This is a genomic window from Methylobacterium sp. UNC378MF (genome assembly GCF_900103195.1).
In the GTDB taxonomy this organism is placed as follows: Bacteria; Pseudomonadota; Alphaproteobacteria; order Rhizobiales; family Beijerinckiaceae; genus Methylobacterium.
The window spans coordinates 197,664-212,954 of record NZ_FMWU01000008.1; the positions used below are offsets into that span (position 1 = coordinate 197,664).

A 15,291-nucleotide genomic window follows, 5' to 3' on the forward strand; every position below is an offset into this window, starting at 1 on the left:
GCCCGGCTTGTGCAAGAGGGCGGCGGCTGCGATCCTCGCGCCGTCAACCGGGGCGGTCATATCGATGCGACTGGACGAGGCGTCATCGGCCCCGCGCGTCCTGATCTACAGCCACGACACCTTCGGGCTCGGGCATCTGCGCCGGTCGCGGGCGATCGCCAACGCGGTTGTCGCATGCAACCGCGGGGCTCGGGCGATGATCGTCTCAGGCTCGCCGGTGGTCGATCGCTTCGCCTTCGCGCCGGGCGTCCGGACGGTCCGGCTGCCGCCCGTGACCAAGTTCGCCGACGGCAACTACGCCAGCCTCGACCAGGCGACTCCCCTCGCGCGTACCGTTGAGCAGCGATCCGCGATCATCGCCCAGGCCTGCGGTGCGTTCCGCCCCGACCTGATCATCGTCGACAAGGAGCCGGCCGGGTTCCACGGCGAGCTGCTGCCGGTGCTGGAGGGCGCCGCCGAACGCGACATCCGCTTGGTCCTGGGTCTGCGCGACGTCCTCGACGATGCCGACCGCCTCGTGCCCGAATGGGAACGCAAGGGTGCCGCCGAGACGATGGCCCGCTTCTACGACGAGATCTGGGTCTACGGGCTGAGCCGCATCCACCAGCCACTGGCCGCGCTGCCGATGGAGCCCGCGATGGCCGCCCAGGTCGAGGGGCGCCTGATCTACACCGGCTATCTCCGCCGCGACCTTCCGGAGTGCCGCGCCGGCCGCGAGGAGCCCGCCATCGCCAACGGCGCGTTCATCCTCGTCACGCCGGGCGGCGGTGGCGACGGTGCCGCCCTCATCGACTGGGTGATCGCCGCCTATGAGGCCGATGCCGCAATCCCGCTGCCCGCGCTCATTGCCTTCGGTCCCTTCCTCGACGCCGGAACGCGCGACGGCTTCGCGCATCGCATCCGCGGGCTCGGTGGTCGGATCGCAGCCATCACCTTCGATAGTGAAATCGAGTTCCTGATGCGCAAGGCCGCCGGCGTGGTCGCCATGGGCGGCTACAACACGTTCTGCGAAATCCTGTCCTTCGACCGGCGCACGATCCTCGTGCCCCGGACCGAGCCGAGGCGAGAACAGGCGATCCGGGCGCTCGCTGCCGAGCGGCTCGGCCTCGCACGGGTGCTCATGGAGGCCGACGGCCGAACGCCCGAGCGCATGGCCGCCGCGCTCCGCGCCCTCCCGGACCAAGACCCGCCGTCGCTTGTGCTGGTCCCGGGCTTGCTCGACGGTCTCGACGTGGTCGCCCGCCGGGTCCAGGCGCTGACGGCGCGCGGCAGCGCGGATACGGAAGCCGGGCCGTTCCTAAAGGCCTATTCGTGAGCACCAATCGCGTCGCCGTGGTGCTGAAGGGCTATCCGCGGCTCTCCGAGACCTTCATCGCGCAGGAGTTGCTGGCACTGGAACGGCGCGGCCTGCCTCTGGAGATCTGGTCCCTGCGCCGACCGACCGACCGGGCGCGCCACCCGATGCACATGCAGGTCCGGGCGGAGGCCGCCTATCTGCCCGAATACCTGCACGAGGCGCCGTTACGGGTGCTCCGCGGTCTCGGTACCGCGCTCCGGCGTCGGCGCCTGCCCGCACTCCTCGCAGTGTTCGCCCGGGACTTTCGACGCGATCCGACGGTATCGCGGATACGTCGTCTCGGGCAGGCCCTGGTCCTCGCCCGGGAGCTGCCGGCGGATGTCGCCCATATCCATGTCCACTTCCTGCACACCCCAGCCAGCGTCGCCCGCTACGCGGCGCTGCTGACCGGGCGCCGGTGGAGCTTCTCGGCGCATGCCAAGGACATCTGGACAACGCCCGATTGGGAACTGACCGAGAAGCTGCGCGACGCCGCATGGGGGGTGACCTGCACCCGCGACGGGCTCGCTCGCCTGGAGGCCCTCGCGCCCGGCCGGACGCTGCTTGCCTATCACGGGCTCGACCTCACCCGGTTCCCAGGCCCGCCGCCGATGCGTGAACCGCGCGATGGGACGGATCCGGCCCGCCCCTTCCGGCTCCTCTGCGTCGGGCGGCTCGTCGCCAAGAAGGGGCACGACGACCTGATCGACGCCCTGGCCTCTCTGCCGCCCAACCTGCATTGGGAACTTGATCTGATCGGCGGCGGTGAATTGCGGGCAGCTCTGGAGGCGCGGGTCGGGGCCAGCGGCCTCGCGCAGCGTATCCGCTTCCGGGGCGCCCTTGCGCAACCCGCGGTGGTCGAAGCCATGCGGGCGGCCGACCTCTTCGTTCTGCCGACAAAGCCCGCTCCCGGCGGCGACCGCGACGGCTTGCCGAACGTGCTGATGGAGGCGGCGAGCCAAGCGCTTCCGATCCTGGCGACCGCTTTCGCCGGGACTCCGGAATTCATCGCCGACGGCGTTCACGGCGTTCTCGTTCCACCGGGTGAGCCGGCGCCCCTTGCCGCGGCCCTGACTCGGCTTGCGGGCGATCCGGCCCTCCGTCACCGGCTCGGCGCAGCCGCCCGGGTACGACTCGTGCATGACTTCTCCGAGGAGGCCGCCATCGCGCTGATCGCCGGTCGGCTGCGCGCCTCCGCGGGACTGATGCCGGATTCGGCCGCCCACGAACCGGAGCTGTCCGCGTGCGCGTCCTGATTGCGGTCACGCATCTGCTCGGGGCGGGGCATCTCACGCGTGCCGCGGCCCTGGCCCGCGCCTTTGCGGCAGCCGGTCACGAGGCCATGCTGATCTCGGGTGGCGTCCCGGCGCCGATGGTCCGCCACGAAGGGCTCCGCTTCGTGCAGCTCCCGCCGCTCCGGATCGCCGGCACGGATTTCTCGACGCTTCTCAAGCCCGACGGACGACCAGCCGATGCCGCGCTACTCGCGCGCCGGCGCGCGCTCCTGATCGAGGCATTCAGGGCTTTCGCACCGGACGCGATCATCACCGAGCTGTTCCCGTTCGGCCGGCGCGCCCTGGCATCAGAGTTCCTGGCGCTGGTGGAAGCCGCCCACGAACGCCGGCCGCGTCCGCTCGTGCTCGCCTCCGTGCGCGACATCCTCGTGGCCTCGACGAAGCCTGCGCGCATCGCCGAGGTGCATGCGCGCGTCGCGAAACTCTACGACGCCGTCCTGGTTCACGGTGATCCGGCCCTCGCGCCCCTTGAGGCCTCCTGGCCCGTGGACGCCGGCACGGCCGCGAAGATCCGCTACACCGGCTACGTGGACGAAGGCACCGAGGCCGCGCCAGCCTCCCGCCGCGCGGGCATACTGGTTGCGGCCGGATCCGGGCCCGCAGGGCTGCTTCTGCTCCGTGCGGCCGCCGAGGCGGCGCGGCAACGGCCGGTTCTCGGCTGGCGGATCCTGGCCGGCCACGGCGTGCCCGAGGCCGCGTTGTCCGGGATCGGCCAAGGTCTGGCGCCCGGTATCCTCGGCCGGGCCCGGCCCGATTACCGCGCCCTCCTGGCCCGCGCCGCTCTGTCGGTCAGCCAGTGCGGCTACAACACGGCCATCGATCTCCTCGCCACCGGTACGCCCGCCGTGCTGGTCCCCTTCGAGGCCGGTGGCGAGACCGAGCAGCGTCTTCGCGCCGAGCGCCTCGCCGCCCGCGGTCTCGGCCGGGTGCTGCCGGAAGCGGCGCTGACCGCCGAGACCCTCTTGGCGGCGATCGAGGCGCAGAGCGCCGCGCCTGCGCCCGGCCCGCACGGCATCGATCTCGACGGTGCCCGGCGCACGGTCGTATTGGTGGAGACCTTGCACGAAGACGGCCGGGCGCGGCGCGCACGCATTCCTTTCTCCGATTCCGCTTTCGGGGCCGTCCGCGGCGCCCTGGACGCCGTGGCGGCGCGGGGCCTGCGCGTGCCGCTGTTCTGGCGTGACGACGATGCCGTTGCGGGAAGCCCGGCGCTCGACCGGCTCATCAGGCTCTCCGAATCGCACGGCATGCCGCTGCTGCTGGCGGCGATCCCAGACGGAATCGAGCTCTCGCTCCAGCGGCGGCTCGAAACGGCGTCGGGCATGTGTGTCGCCGTCCACGGCTTGGCCCATCGCAACCACGCCCCACCGGGCGAGAGGCAGGCGGAATTCGGTGTGCACCGGTCCCTCGAGACGCGGATCGCAGAGGCCGCTGCCGGCCTGCGGATCGCCCGGGAGCGGCTGCCGGAGGCGAGCGTTCTGCCCGTCTTCGTGCCTCCCTGGAACCGCCTCGCGCCGGATCTCGCCGCCGCTCTGCCCGATCTCGGCTACCGGGGCCTCTCGGCCGTGCCCGGTCCGCCGATTCCCGGCCTGCGCCGGCTCGACGCCACGCTCGACCCGATCGATTGGCGCGGCAGCCGGTCCCTGCGTGCTCCGGAGGCGCTGTTGTGCGGCCTCGCCGCCGAGATCATCCGGGCGCCGGAGCAGCCGATCGGATTGCTGACCCATCACCGCGTCCACGACGCGGCGATCTGGACCTTCGTCGCGACGCTCCTGGCGTATCTCCTCAGGCATCCGGCGATACAGATCCTGGATCCTCGGGAGCACTTCGGCACCGCCGCGATGGACATGCGCCCGACGGCATCTAAGTCTCAGGCTTCACAGATCGCGAGGACGGGTTGAGCCCGCTATTGTCCATCCGCGACCTCGCCGTCGCGTTCCGTACGGAGACTGGACCGTTCGAGGCGCTCCACGGCCTGTCCCTCGACGTCTTCCAGGGCCGGACCCTCGCCCTGGTCGGCGAGTCCGGCTCGGGAAAATCGGTGACCGCCCAGGCGATCCTCCGGATCCTGCCGCCCGCCGCCGCCATCAGCCGCGGCCGGATCCTGTTCCGGGAGGGCGAAATGGAGATCGACATCGCCCGGCTGTCTGCCGAGGGCGAGGCGATGCGGGCGATCCGCGGCCAGCGCATCGCCATGATCTTCCAGGAGCCGATGACCTGCCTGTCGCCTCTGCATACGGTGGGCGATCAGATCGGCGAGGCGCTTCGCCTCCACACGGGGGCGGATCGCAAGGAGGCGGATGCGCGGACCGAGGACGCGTTGGCCCGGGTCGGCTTCCCCGATCCGCACCGTGCCCTTCGGACCTATCCGTTCGAGCTGTCCGGGGGACTGCGCCAGCGGGCCATGATCGCGATGGCGCTGATCCTGAAGCCCGCCCTCCTGGTCGCCGATGAGCCGACAACCGCGCTCGACGTCACGACCCAGGCGCAGATCCTTGCTCTGCTGGCCCGCCTCCAGGACGAGACCGGGATGGCGATTCTGCTGATCACCCATGATCTCGGCGTGGTCGCCAACATCGCACACGACGTGGCCGTCCTGTATCGCGGCCGCCTCGTCGAGTCGGGCCCGCGCGACACGGTGATGCGTGCGCCGGGCCATGCCTATCTCCGGGCGCTTCTCCATGCGGTGCCGCGCTTCGATATGGCACCCGGCGAGCGGCTGACGCCGATCCGTCCCGCCCGGGCCGAGATCCCCAAAGGCCAGAGTCCCGCGCCGCTGACGGGGCCGCTTCTCCAGGTGGAGGGGGTAAGCAAGAGCTTCACCCTGCGCGCTGGACGGTTGTGGCAGAAGCCGCGGATCGTTCATGCGGTCTCCGACGTCTCCCTGCGCCTCGCGGCCGGCCAGACGCTCGGGCTCGTCGGCGAATCGGGGTCGGGCAAGACCACCGTCTCGAAGATGATCATGCGGGCGCTCCGGCCGGATTCCGGCCGGATCCTGTTCGATGACGGCAGCGGCCCTCGGGACGTCCACGCTTTGAGCGGCGATGCGCTGTTCGCCTATCGCCGCACGGTCCAGTTCGTGTTCCAGGACCCCTACGCGTCCCTCGATCCGCGCATGACCGTCCGGCAGATCCTGTCGGAGCCGATGGAGATCCATGGCGTGCCGGCAGCGGAACGGCGGGAGCGCTGCCGCGCCCTGATGGCGATGGTCGGCCTGGAGCCCAACGGTCTCAGCCGCTATCCCCACGCCTTCTCGGGCGGGCAGCGGCAGCGCATCGGCATCGCCCGGGCCCTCGCACCGAAGCCGCGGCTGCTGGTGCTCGACGAGCCGGTCTCGGCCCTCGACGTCTCGGTCCAGGCACAGATCCTGAATCTGCTCAAGGATCTCCAGGCGGCGCTCGGCCTCTCCTATCTCATCGTCTCCCACAATCTGGCAGTGATCGACTACATGGCGGATACCATCAGCGTGATGTGCCGCGGGCGCATCGTCGAGGAGGCTCCCCGCGCCGCCCTGTTCCGCCGTCCCGTCCACCCTTACACGCGGGCGCTGCTCGCCGCCGTGCCGGATCCGAGCCTCGACCACCCTCTCGATTTCGCGGCTGTGGCGGGTGACCAGAACGACCCGGCGCGCTGGGAAGACCCGTTCCGTCTGGCCCCCGACGAGGCCGGTGCGATGCGCGCGGTCGAGACCGGGCACCGGGTGCGCTTCGGCGCCGCCCACGCGGCGGAGGCCGCGTGATGCAGGCCCGGCCACCCGTGATGCTGGAGCGCCTGCGCCGCAAGGTGCTGTCGCCCCTCTTCGATCGTCTCGGCTACGACCTCGTCCCGGCCGCGCCCGATTGGAGCCACCGGCCGACCTCGCCGCGCGAGGTGGCGACGCTTCTCGAATCTGCCGCCGCCATCCTGGAACGGGATCTCGCCGCGGCCGGTCTCGTCCCGGACGGCGCTGTGCTCGAACAGGTCCGGGCGTTCTGGGCGCTGATCCCCACCGCCCCCGTCCGGCAGCGCCGCGGCGGTAGCGGCTTCAACGGCGCGCTGCAACTCTACGTCGCAATGCGGGCGTTAAGGCCAGATTTCGTCATCGAGTCGGGGGTGTTCCGCGGCCTCACCACCTGGGTGATCCGGCAGGCGTGCCCGCAGGCGCAGATCTTCTGCCACGATCCGGACCTGTCGGGACTGCAGTACCGCGACCGGCTGGCGCGCTACAGTACCGCGGACTGGTCGACGGCCGACTGGTCCCTGCTCGATCCGGCGCGGACGGTGGCGTTCTTCGACGACCACGTGGCCCAGGGCCGACGCGTCGTGGAGGCTCAGGCCCGCGGCCTGACCCGGTTGCTCTTCGACGACGACGCGGCCGCGCACCGGATCCACGCCCATGGCGGCCCCGCGCATCCGACTATCGCGATGATCACCGGCCCCGAACGGAGTCCGGAGCCGATCCGCTGGACCCGGAACGGCCGCCACTTCGAGCAGCCGGTGGATGACGCCCTTGTCCGTCAGGCGGCCGGCCTGATCCTCCGGTCGCATGCCTTCGACGATCTGCACCGGGCCACGGGCTACTCGCCGGCGCGGCTGACCTCGGTGACGCTGCGGGGTGGCTCATGAGTGTGCGGGATATCCGGAACGGGACCCCCGCCCCCCTCCCCGACAGAGGCGAGCGCGACACCACCGTCTCCCGGCGCGCCCTTCTTGCCGGCCTCGGCGCCACCCTGACCTGGTCGCGCGCGCCGTCTCGGGCCTTCGCGGATACGCCGCCGGACGCACCTGGTCCGCCCACCACCCCCTACCTCGCCGACCTCGCCGCCCACGGACGTCGTCTCGGGACAAGGGGCGGCACGATCCGGACCCTGATCGCGAAGGCCCGGGACGTCCGCTACCTGTCGGTTTACGGCTATAGCCGCCTCATCGGCTACGACGCCGACCTGAACCTGCGGCCCGACGTGCTGGAGCGGGTCGATGTCGAGGGCGGCCGTTTCACCTTCACCCTGCGTCAGGGACATCGCTGGTCGGACGGCCATCCGTTCACCACGGAGGATTTCCGCTACTACTGGGAGGATGTCGCCAACGAGAAGGCGCTGAACCCCGACGGCCCCCCGACCTTTTTCCGGGTCGACGGCAAGCTTCCCCAGGTCGAATTCCTCGACCCGGTCACCGTCCGCTACAGCTGGGACCGTCCGAACCCGATGTTCCTGCCTGCTCTGGCGGCACCGCGGGATCCGCTGATCTACCGGCCGTCGCATTACCTAAAGCCATTTCACGCCCGCTACATCGGCAAGGACGCCGCCGACGCGAAGGCCAAGGCGCTCAAGCTTCGCGGCTGGGCAGCGCTGCACAATCGCCTCGACGACAATTACGAACTGAACAATCCGGATTGCCCCACCCTGCAGGGCTGGGTGCCGCGGACCCGCTCGCCGGCGACCCGGTTCCGGTTCGAGCGCAACCGCAGCTACCACCGGGTCGACACGGCCGGCACGCAGCTGCCCTACGTCGACACCATCGTGATGGATGTGGCCTCCCAGGGCCTTCTGGTCGCCAAGACCAATGCCGGCGAGGCGGATCTGATGTTCCGCGGGCTGTCGATGCCCGACATTCCGAGCCTCAAGGAGGGCGAGGCTGCGCATCGCTACCGCACCAATCTGTGGCCCGTGGCCCGTGGTTCGGAGATCGCCCTCTATCCAAACCTTACCACGGCGGATCCGGCCTGGCGGCAGCTCAACCGTGATGTGCGCTATCGGCACGCCCTGTCGCTCGCCATCGATCGCCGGACGCTGAACAACACGCTGCTGTTCGGGCTCGGTACCGAAGGCAACGACACGATCGTGTCGGACAGCGCGCTCTTCGAGCCTGAGATGCGGACCCTCAATGCCGGTTACGATCCGGCTCAGGCCGCGAAGCTCTTGGACGCCGTGGGCCTGACCGGTCGCGACGGATCGGGCACGCGAATGCTGCCGGGGGGGCAGCCCCTGGAGATCGTGGTGGAGAGCGACGGCGAGGCCGAAATGGTGCTCGACGCGCTGCAACTCATCACCGAATTCTGGCGCGAGATCGGCATCCGCCTGATCACCAAGCCGCAGGAGCGCACCAACCTGCACCGCCGCTCCATCGGCGGCCTGACCGTCATGGTCGCTGCCCAGGGGCTCGACCTCGCGGTCCCGACCGCGATCATGCCGCCGACGGAACTTAGTCCGGCTCAGCCGGAGCATTATTCCTGGCCGCTCTGGAGCATGAACGTCGAGAGCCGCGGCAAAAGTGGGGAGCCCTGCGACATCCCGGAGGTGCGGCGCCTGCTCGATCTCGATCGGCAGTGGCGCGACACCGACGATGCCGGCAAGCAGGCCGCGATCTGGCGCGAGATGCTGATGAACCACGCGCACAACACCTGGGTGATCGGCACGGTGGCGGGGGCGCTCCAGCCCGTGGTCGGCGCGGAGCGCCTGATCAACCTGCCGAAGCGCGCGCTCTATTCGTGGGATCCGACGGCGATGATCGGCGTGCAGCGCCTCGACGAGCTGTTCTGGGACAGCGGCGCCGACAAGCGCGCGGAGGTCCGGTGATCACTCAGATCCTCCGCCGGATCGTCACCATGGCGATGACGCTGCTCGTCATCTCGGCGCTCGTCTTCATCATCATCAAGCTGCCCCCCGGCGACTACCTGACCAACCGGATCATGGAGCTGCGCGCCACCGGCGACGCCAGCTCCGTGGCGAAGGCGGAGTTGCTGATCCAGCAATACGGGCTCGACCGCCCGGTCTGGCAGCAATACCTGATGTGGATCGGAGTCATGCCCGGGTCGGTGGGCTTCTCCGGCCTGCTCCAGGGCGATTGGGGTTGGTCGTTCGAGTACGACAAGCCTGTGGCCGACGTCGTGGGCGATGCCCTGTGGCTGACCCTGCTGATCAACCTGACGGCGGTGGTGTTCGTCCACCTCGTGGCGATCCCGGCGGCGATCTACTCGGCGACGCACCGGAACACGGCCGGTGATGCCGTCGTGACCCTGCTGGGCTATGTCGGGCTCGCCGTGCCGGGTTTTCTGCTGGCGCTGATCCTGCTGTTCTATGCCAACCGTTGGTTCGGGCTGTCGATCGGCGGCCTCTACGATTCGGCGCTCACCAACCAGCCTTGGACCTGGGAGAAGATCCGCTCGCTCCTGGCGCACTTGATCGTGCCGACCCTGGTAATCGGGCTCGGCGGCACGGCGGCCATGATCCGGCGGATGCGGGCCAACCTGCTCGACGAGCTGGCCAAGCCCTATACGGTCACGGCTCGTGCCAAAGGCCTGCCGCCCCTGCAGGCCTTGCTGAAATACCCGTTCCGGATGTCGCTTAACCCGTTCGTGGCGGATATCGGCAACCTGTTGCCGCATCTCGTCTCGGGTTCGGTACTGGTCTCCCTGGTGCTCAGCCTGCCGACTGTCGGGCCGCTGCTCCTCGAAGCCTTGCGCAATCAGGACCAGTTCATGGCCGGGTTCATCCTGATGTTCGTCGCGGCGCTGACCCTCGTCGGCATGCTGATCTCGGACCTGATCCTGGTCTGGCTGGATCCGCGCATCCGCATGGGCCTGCGATGAACCGGCCCGCCATGAACGGTGTGCGACCCGCATCCGGACATTTCGTCGATCCGGCCCCGTTCGAACCGGAATCCCGGCCCGAGAGCCCGGTCGCCACGGCCTCCGCTTGGCGGCTGATCCTGCGCAAGTTCCTGCGGCACCGTCTGGCCGTGGCCTCGGCACTGATCTTGCTCGCACTCTACGCCACCGTGCCCTTCGTCGAGCAGCTGGCACCTTACGGGCAGGCCCGGCGCAACGGCGACTTCCTCTACGCGCCGCCTCAGGGCGTTCATCTGTTCCATGAGGGCCGGTTCGTCGGGCCCTTCGTCTATCCCTATCGCGCCCATCTCGATCTCGACACGTTCCGTCGCGACTACAAGGTGGATGCGTCCGCTCCGCAGCCGCTGCGGTTCCTCTGCCGGGGCGACGGCTACGACTGGCTCGGGCTCGTCCACGCCGACCTGCACTTCGTCTGCCCGCCGAAGAACGGCACGCTTTTCCTCCTCGGTACCGACAAACTGGGGCGCGACCTGTTCTCCCGCATGATTTACGGGGCTCGGATCTCGCTCACCATCGGCCTCGTCGGCGTGGCGATCTCTTTCACACTCGGGCTCTTCTTCGGCGGCGTCGCGGGCTATTTCGGTGGTCTCGTCGACGCCGCCGTGCAGCGGCTCATCGAGGTGATCCGTTCCCTGCCCGAGCTTCCGCTCTGGCTCGCCCTGTCGGCGGCACTGCCGCCGAACTGGAGCCCGCTGCTGATCTTCTTCGGCATCACGGTGATCCTCGGCCTGCTCGACTGGCCCGGACTCGCCCGTGCGGTGCGCGGCAAGCTCCTGGCTTTGCGCGAGGAGGATTTCGTCCAGGCCGCCGAGCTGATGGGCGCCTCGCCCACCCGGGTGATCGGCCGTCACCTGATCCCGAACTTCATGAGTCACCTGATCGCATCCGCGACCCTGTCGATCCCGACCATGATCCTCGGCGAGACGGCCCTCTCCTTCCTGGGGCTGGGCTTGAGGCCGCCGGTGACCAGCTGGGGCGTGCTGCTCAACGAGGCACAGAATCTCGCGGCGGTGCAGCTCTACCCATGGCTGCTTCTGCCGGTGCTTCCCGTGCTGGTGACGGTCCTGGCCTTCAATTTCATGGGTGATGGGCTGCGCGACGCGGCCGATCCGTATCACTGATCGAGGCTGCATCGGCCTGCTTCGTAAGGGCGGCGAGGCGACCCCGGAGCGCGGCGCTGGACGCCGTCGCGTCGGGCGCGTGCCGCACGGCGCCGACGCGAGGGCGAGATGCGTCTGCCTATCCCGCGAGCGGGAGCGGTGCGATCCGCGTCGGCGCGGCCGCGCTCTTGCGCTCCAGCAGACCCGGGGGCGGGACCGGCGCATCGATGGTGCAGACGACGCCGGTCGGTTCGTAGCTGAGGACAACCTCACCGGCGAGTTCCCGGGCGAGGCTGCGCTCGATGAGGCGCGAGCCGAATCCGGTCCGGGTCGGCTTCTTCACCGGCGGTCCACCGCGTTCGGACCAGCGGAGGGAGAGCTGCATCTCCTCCGCACGTCGTACGGTCCAGGAGATCTCGACCGTGCCGCCCTCGGCCGAGAGCGCGCCATACTTCACGGCATTCGTGCCGAGTTCGTGCAGCGCCATGGCGATCGAGAGGGCGAGCCGTGGCGGCAGCCGCAGGGCCGGACCCACGACCTTGAACCGCGAGGCCCGGCCGTCGCCGGCTTCCAGGGGCCGGATCGCGTCCGCCACGACGGCGGAGAGTTCCGCGCCCTCCCAGCTTTCCCGGGTGAGCACGTCGTGCACCCGCGCCAAAGCCAGGAGGCGCGCCTCGAACGCCGCGCGCGCCGCGTCGGCCTCCGCGCCCTCCAGCCCGCGCAGCGACTGCGCGGCGATCGACTGCACCGTGGCCAGGGTGTTCTTCACCCGATGGTTCAGTTCGTGGATCAGGAGCAGCAGATGCTCCTCGGCATTCTTCGTGTCGGTGATGTCGATGTTGCAGCCGGTATAGCCCAGGAAGTTCTGGTCGTCGTCGAGCCGCGGAACGCCTTCGCACTGGAGCCACCGCACGGCCCCCGTCTGGTCGATCACCCGCGCCTCCGTGCGGAACGGGATGCGGGCCTCGAACGCCTTCGTGAAGGCGCTGCGGAAGCCCTCCAGATCATCGGGATGGACGATCTGGTGCCAGCCGTCGTCGTTGAATCGCGCGGCGGGCAACCCGAACAGGTGCTCGAAATGAAGATTGGCGAAGCTGACTGCCCCGGTCTCGTCGGTCATCCAGATCAGGGCGGGCGCCGAATCGGCCATATGCCGGAAGCGCGCCTCGCTCTCGCTCAAGGCACTCAAGCCGCGCTTGGTCTCGGCGAGGGCCCGGTCGCGTTCCTCCTCGCGGGTCCGCAGCCGGAGGGACGCCTCCGACAGCACGGCGCCGAGCCGCTGGATCTCATGCACCGGAGACGACACGCGCGGGATCGCCTCGCCCCGGGCCAGCGCGGGTCCGGAGGCGGCCAGCAGGCGCAGGGGACGCGAGACACGTGACCAGAGATTCACCGCCAGAAGCGACGAGGTGGCGAGCACTAAGAGACCGAACCCGGCGAAGGCCCAGATCCAGCGCCGCACCCGCGCATCGACGAGAGCCTGAGGGATGCTCGTGGCGACCATCCAGCCCGTCAGCCGCGAGCGCGCCTCGATCACCACCACCGGCTTGTGCTGGCGGTCCTGGCCTTCCCAGACGCCTGTGGTCGCCGACTGCACTTGGCGAAGGCTGGCGAGGCGCGGCTTGCCGACCACGGCCTCGGGATCGGGCAGCCGGGCCAGGACGATGCCGGACCGGTCGCTGATCCCCGTCGTCCAACCCGGAACGACCTCGCGGGACAGGATGCCTTGAAGGCGGGAGAGGGGGACGGTGAAGCTCAGGATGTAGCCGACTTCGCCGTCGATCATCACCGGCACGCCGACCGCGTAGGTTGCCTCGCTCGGCGTCGGTCCCGGCACGTAGCCGCTGACCATCGCGCGCTGCGTGCCCCGGGCCAGGTCCTGGTCGAAGGGCAGCGCGACCATCGGCATCGGCGCACCGCGCGGGACGCCGGTATTCACCACTTCCTGACCGTTGGGCCGGCGCAGGAGCACATCCAGGTCGATCGACTCGCGGACGAGGCGCGCCTGGGCGTCGAACGCCTCGAATTCGCCCAGCCGGATCCGCGGTGATGTCGCCAGGGTCTGCAGCACCGAGACCAGGCCGGCAGTGTCGCGGTCCAGGGAGAGGCCGATGCCGCGGACGTTCTCGCGGGCATCCTGCTCGAACCGCGCCCGCTCGGCGGACGCATAGCGCATCAGCAGAATGCTGGTGAACAGCAGACCCGGGCCGATCAGCGCGATCACCAGCGCGATCAGATAGACCTGCGTCGAGAACCCGCTGCGCCCGAAGCGGTGCAGCCGCCGCGACAGCCACGAGCGGCGCGCGGGGATCACCGCCGGGACGCCTGCGCCCTCGGCCTGATGGTCCGGACTCAAGCGGGGTCCGTCCCCGGCCTGCGGCGCCCCGCAGGCTCGTCGCCGTTCCCTCGCCTCATGACCGGTCGATATGACCGAGATCGCGCGCCGGGTCGAGGTAGTCGCGTACGCGCTGCTTCAGCGCCTTCACATCCGGGAAGCCGCCATCGCGCACCCGTTCCCACAGGAGCACCTCGCCCAGTTCGATGCGGAAGGTGCCCCCGGAGGCCGGGATGAGGGCGACTTCGCCGAGGTCGTCACGAAAGGTCGAGAGCAGCTCCTGCGCCATCCAGGCCGCGCGCAGAAGCCAGTTGCACTGCGTGCAGTAAGTGATCGCGACGCGCGGTCGCTTCTGCGTCGCCGCGCCCTCCGCCGTCACGTCGCTGCCGGGTTTTGTGCCCGCTGGCCCATCGTGCATGCTCGCACAGCGCACCGGGGCGCCGGCCTTGTCAACCTCGCATGCGTACAGGACGGCGAGCTTGCCAACAGGGACGATCGCGCTTGATCTCGGCGGCCCTGGTTTCGGAGCCGTTTCCGGATGATTGTCCGGCTGTTTCCGAACATCATCTGCCGCGCTTGACGTGCCGGCCTGCCGCGCTCTAGAAGGCCCGCCACCGGGTCGGAACGCCCCAGAGGGCGAGCGGCAGATTTGCGTGCGCTCAGGCTGCACGCCGGTACGGACGGTTAGCACAGCGGTAGTGCGTTCCCTTCACACGGGAAAGGTCGCAGGTTCGATCCCTGCACCGTCCACCATTATACCCTCCCTCCCCCGAAGGTCTGATCAGGTCGGCTGCCGCGTCGGTTTGCCACCCGAAATGCGCGTGCTAAGGGCGCTCGATCGGTGAACGCATAAGCTTGGACCCGGCCCGATCCGGGTCGCAGGTCACGGGCACGGGAAGGGCGGGAACAGCCATGAAGGATATCCTCGACAAGCTCGACCAGCGTCGGGCGCAGGCCCGCCTCGGAGGCGGCGAGAAGCGCGTCGAGGCGCAACACAAGCGCGGCAAGCTCACGGCGCGCGAGCGGATCGAACTCCTCCTCGACCACGGGTCGTTCGAGGAATTCGACATGTTCGTGCAGCACCGCTCCACCGATTTCGGCATGGAGAAGCAGAAGATCCCCGGCGACGGCGTCGTCACCGGCTGGGGCACCATCAACGGCCGCACCGTCTTCCTGTTCTCCAAGGACTTCACCGTGTTCGGCGGCTCCCTGTCGGAGGCGCATGCCCAGAAGATCGTGAAGGTCCAGGACATGGCGCTCAAGATGCGCGCCCCGATCATCGGCATCTTCGATGCCGGCGGCGCCCGCATCCAGGAGGGCGTCGCCGCGCTCGGCGGCTACGGCGAGGTCTTCCGCCGCAACGTCATGGCCTCCGGCGTCATCCCGCAGATCTCGGTGATCATGGGACCGTGCGCGGGCGGCGACGTCTACTCGCCGGCCATGACCGACTTCATCTTCATGGTCCGCGACACGAGCTACATGTTCGTGACCGGCCCCGACGTGGTGAAGACCGTCACCAACGAGGTCGTGACCGCCGAGGAACTCGGCGGCGCCAAGGTCCACACGACAAAGTCGTCGATCGCCGACGGCTCCTTCGAGAACGACGTCGAGGCGATCCT

11 protein-coding genes and 1 tRNA gene are annotated in these 15,291 nt (G+C 69.6%); 10 read left to right on the forward strand and 2 right to left on the reverse strand.

Going from position 1 to position 15,291, the window contains the following annotated elements; all coding sequences use genetic code 11:
• Positions 1-64: 64 nt before the first annotated feature.
• From BLT59_RS10820 to BLT59_RS10855, 8 genes are read left to right on the forward strand one after another with little or no spacing between them, the layout of a single operon-like run.
• Positions 65-1,315 carry a glycosyltransferase family protein gene (locus BLT59_RS10820; RefSeq protein WP_091779276.1) on the forward strand — a complete coding sequence of 417 codons (1,251 nt, stop codon included), beginning with the start codon at positions 65-67 and terminating at the stop codon, positions 1,313-1,315.
• Positions 1,312-2,592 (forward strand): glycosyltransferase family 4 protein, encoded by a 1,281-nt coding sequence (locus tag BLT59_RS10825; RefSeq protein WP_091779278.1) that lies wholly within the window; start codon positions 1,312-1,314, stop codon positions 2,590-2,592. The genes BLT59_RS10820 and BLT59_RS10825 overlap by 4 nt, the downstream gene beginning before the upstream one ends.
• The gene (locus BLT59_RS10830; protein WP_091779280.1) at positions 2,580-4,532 is read left to right on the forward strand and encodes a glycosyltransferase; all 1,953 of its coding nucleotides are present in this window, start codon (positions 2,580-2,582) and stop codon (positions 4,530-4,532) included. The genes BLT59_RS10825 and BLT59_RS10830 overlap by 13 nt, the downstream gene beginning before the upstream one ends.
• Positions 4,529-6,370 (forward strand): ABC transporter ATP-binding protein, encoded by a 1,842-nt coding sequence (locus tag BLT59_RS10835; protein ID WP_091779282.1) that lies wholly within the window; start codon positions 4,529-4,531, stop codon positions 6,368-6,370. Before BLT59_RS10830 ends, BLT59_RS10835 begins: the two co-directional genes overlap by 4 nt.
• The gene (locus BLT59_RS10840; protein ID WP_091779284.1) at positions 6,370-7,236 is read left to right on the forward strand and encodes a serine/threonine-protein kinase; all 867 of its coding nucleotides are present in this window, start codon (positions 6,370-6,372) and stop codon (positions 7,234-7,236) included. The genes BLT59_RS10835 and BLT59_RS10840 overlap by 1 nt, the downstream gene beginning before the upstream one ends.
• Positions 7,233-9,185: an ABC transporter substrate-binding protein gene (locus BLT59_RS10845; RefSeq protein WP_091779287.1), complete on the forward strand. Its 1,953-nt coding sequence runs from the start codon at positions 7,233-7,235 to the stop codon at positions 9,183-9,185. Before BLT59_RS10840 ends, BLT59_RS10845 begins: the two co-directional genes overlap by 4 nt.
• Positions 9,182-10,198 (forward strand): ABC transporter permease, encoded by a 1,017-nt coding sequence (locus BLT59_RS10850; RefSeq protein WP_091779288.1) that lies wholly within the window; start codon positions 9,182-9,184, stop codon positions 10,196-10,198. The genes BLT59_RS10845 and BLT59_RS10850 overlap by 4 nt, the downstream gene beginning before the upstream one ends.
• A gap of 11 nt (positions 10,199-10,209) precedes the next feature.
• The gene (locus tag BLT59_RS10855; RefSeq protein ID WP_091779333.1) at positions 10,210-11,358 is read left to right on the forward strand and encodes an ABC transporter permease; all 1,149 of its coding nucleotides are present in this window, start codon (positions 10,210-10,212) and stop codon (positions 11,356-11,358) included.
• 118 nt (positions 11,359-11,476) lie between these two features.
• Here the strand turns inward: BLT59_RS10855 and BLT59_RS10860 are convergent, their stop codons facing one another.
• Both BLT59_RS10860 and BLT59_RS10865 read right to left on the reverse strand, forming a co-directional pair.
• Positions 11,477-13,693 carry a sensor histidine kinase gene (locus BLT59_RS10860; protein ID WP_091779290.1) on the reverse strand — a complete coding sequence of 739 codons (2,217 nt, stop codon included), beginning with the start codon at positions 13,691-13,693 and terminating at the stop codon, positions 11,477-11,479.
• Positions 13,694-13,748: 55 nt separating this feature from the next.
• A complete protein-coding gene (locus BLT59_RS10865) occupies positions 13,749-14,090 on the reverse strand; it encodes an Rdx family protein (RefSeq protein ID WP_091779292.1) in 342 nt (113 codons plus the stop codon).
• Positions 14,091-14,350: 260 nt separating this feature from the next.
• On the opposite strand from BLT59_RS10865, the gene BLT59_RS10870 reads away from it, so the two are divergent.
• A tRNA-Val gene (locus tag BLT59_RS10870) sits at positions 14,351-14,425 on the forward strand.
• Between the two features lie 159 nt (positions 14,426-14,584).
• On the forward strand, positions 14,585-15,291 hold a 707-nt coding region (locus tag BLT59_RS10875; RefSeq protein ID WP_280141048.1), incomplete at its 3' end, for an acyl-CoA carboxylase subunit beta.

Coding starts and splice junctions, on each gene's coding strand:
- BLT59_RS10855 (WP_091779333.1), top strand. CDS start 10,210: ATGAACGGTGTGCGACCCGCATCCGGACATTTCGTCGATCCGGCCCCG.
- BLT59_RS10865 (WP_091779292.1), bottom strand. CDS start 14,090: ATGCACGATGGGCCAGCGGGCACAAAACCCGGCAGCGACGTGACGGCG.
- BLT59_RS10840 (WP_091779284.1), top strand. CDS start 6,370: ATGCAGGCCCGGCCACCCGTGATGCTGGAGCGCCTGCGCCGCAAGGTG.
- BLT59_RS10845 (WP_091779287.1), top strand. CDS start 7,233: ATGAGTGTGCGGGATATCCGGAACGGGACCCCCGCCCCCCTCCCCGAC.
- BLT59_RS10820 (WP_091779276.1), top strand. CDS start 65: ATGCGACTGGACGAGGCGTCATCGGCCCCGCGCGTCCTGATCTACAGC.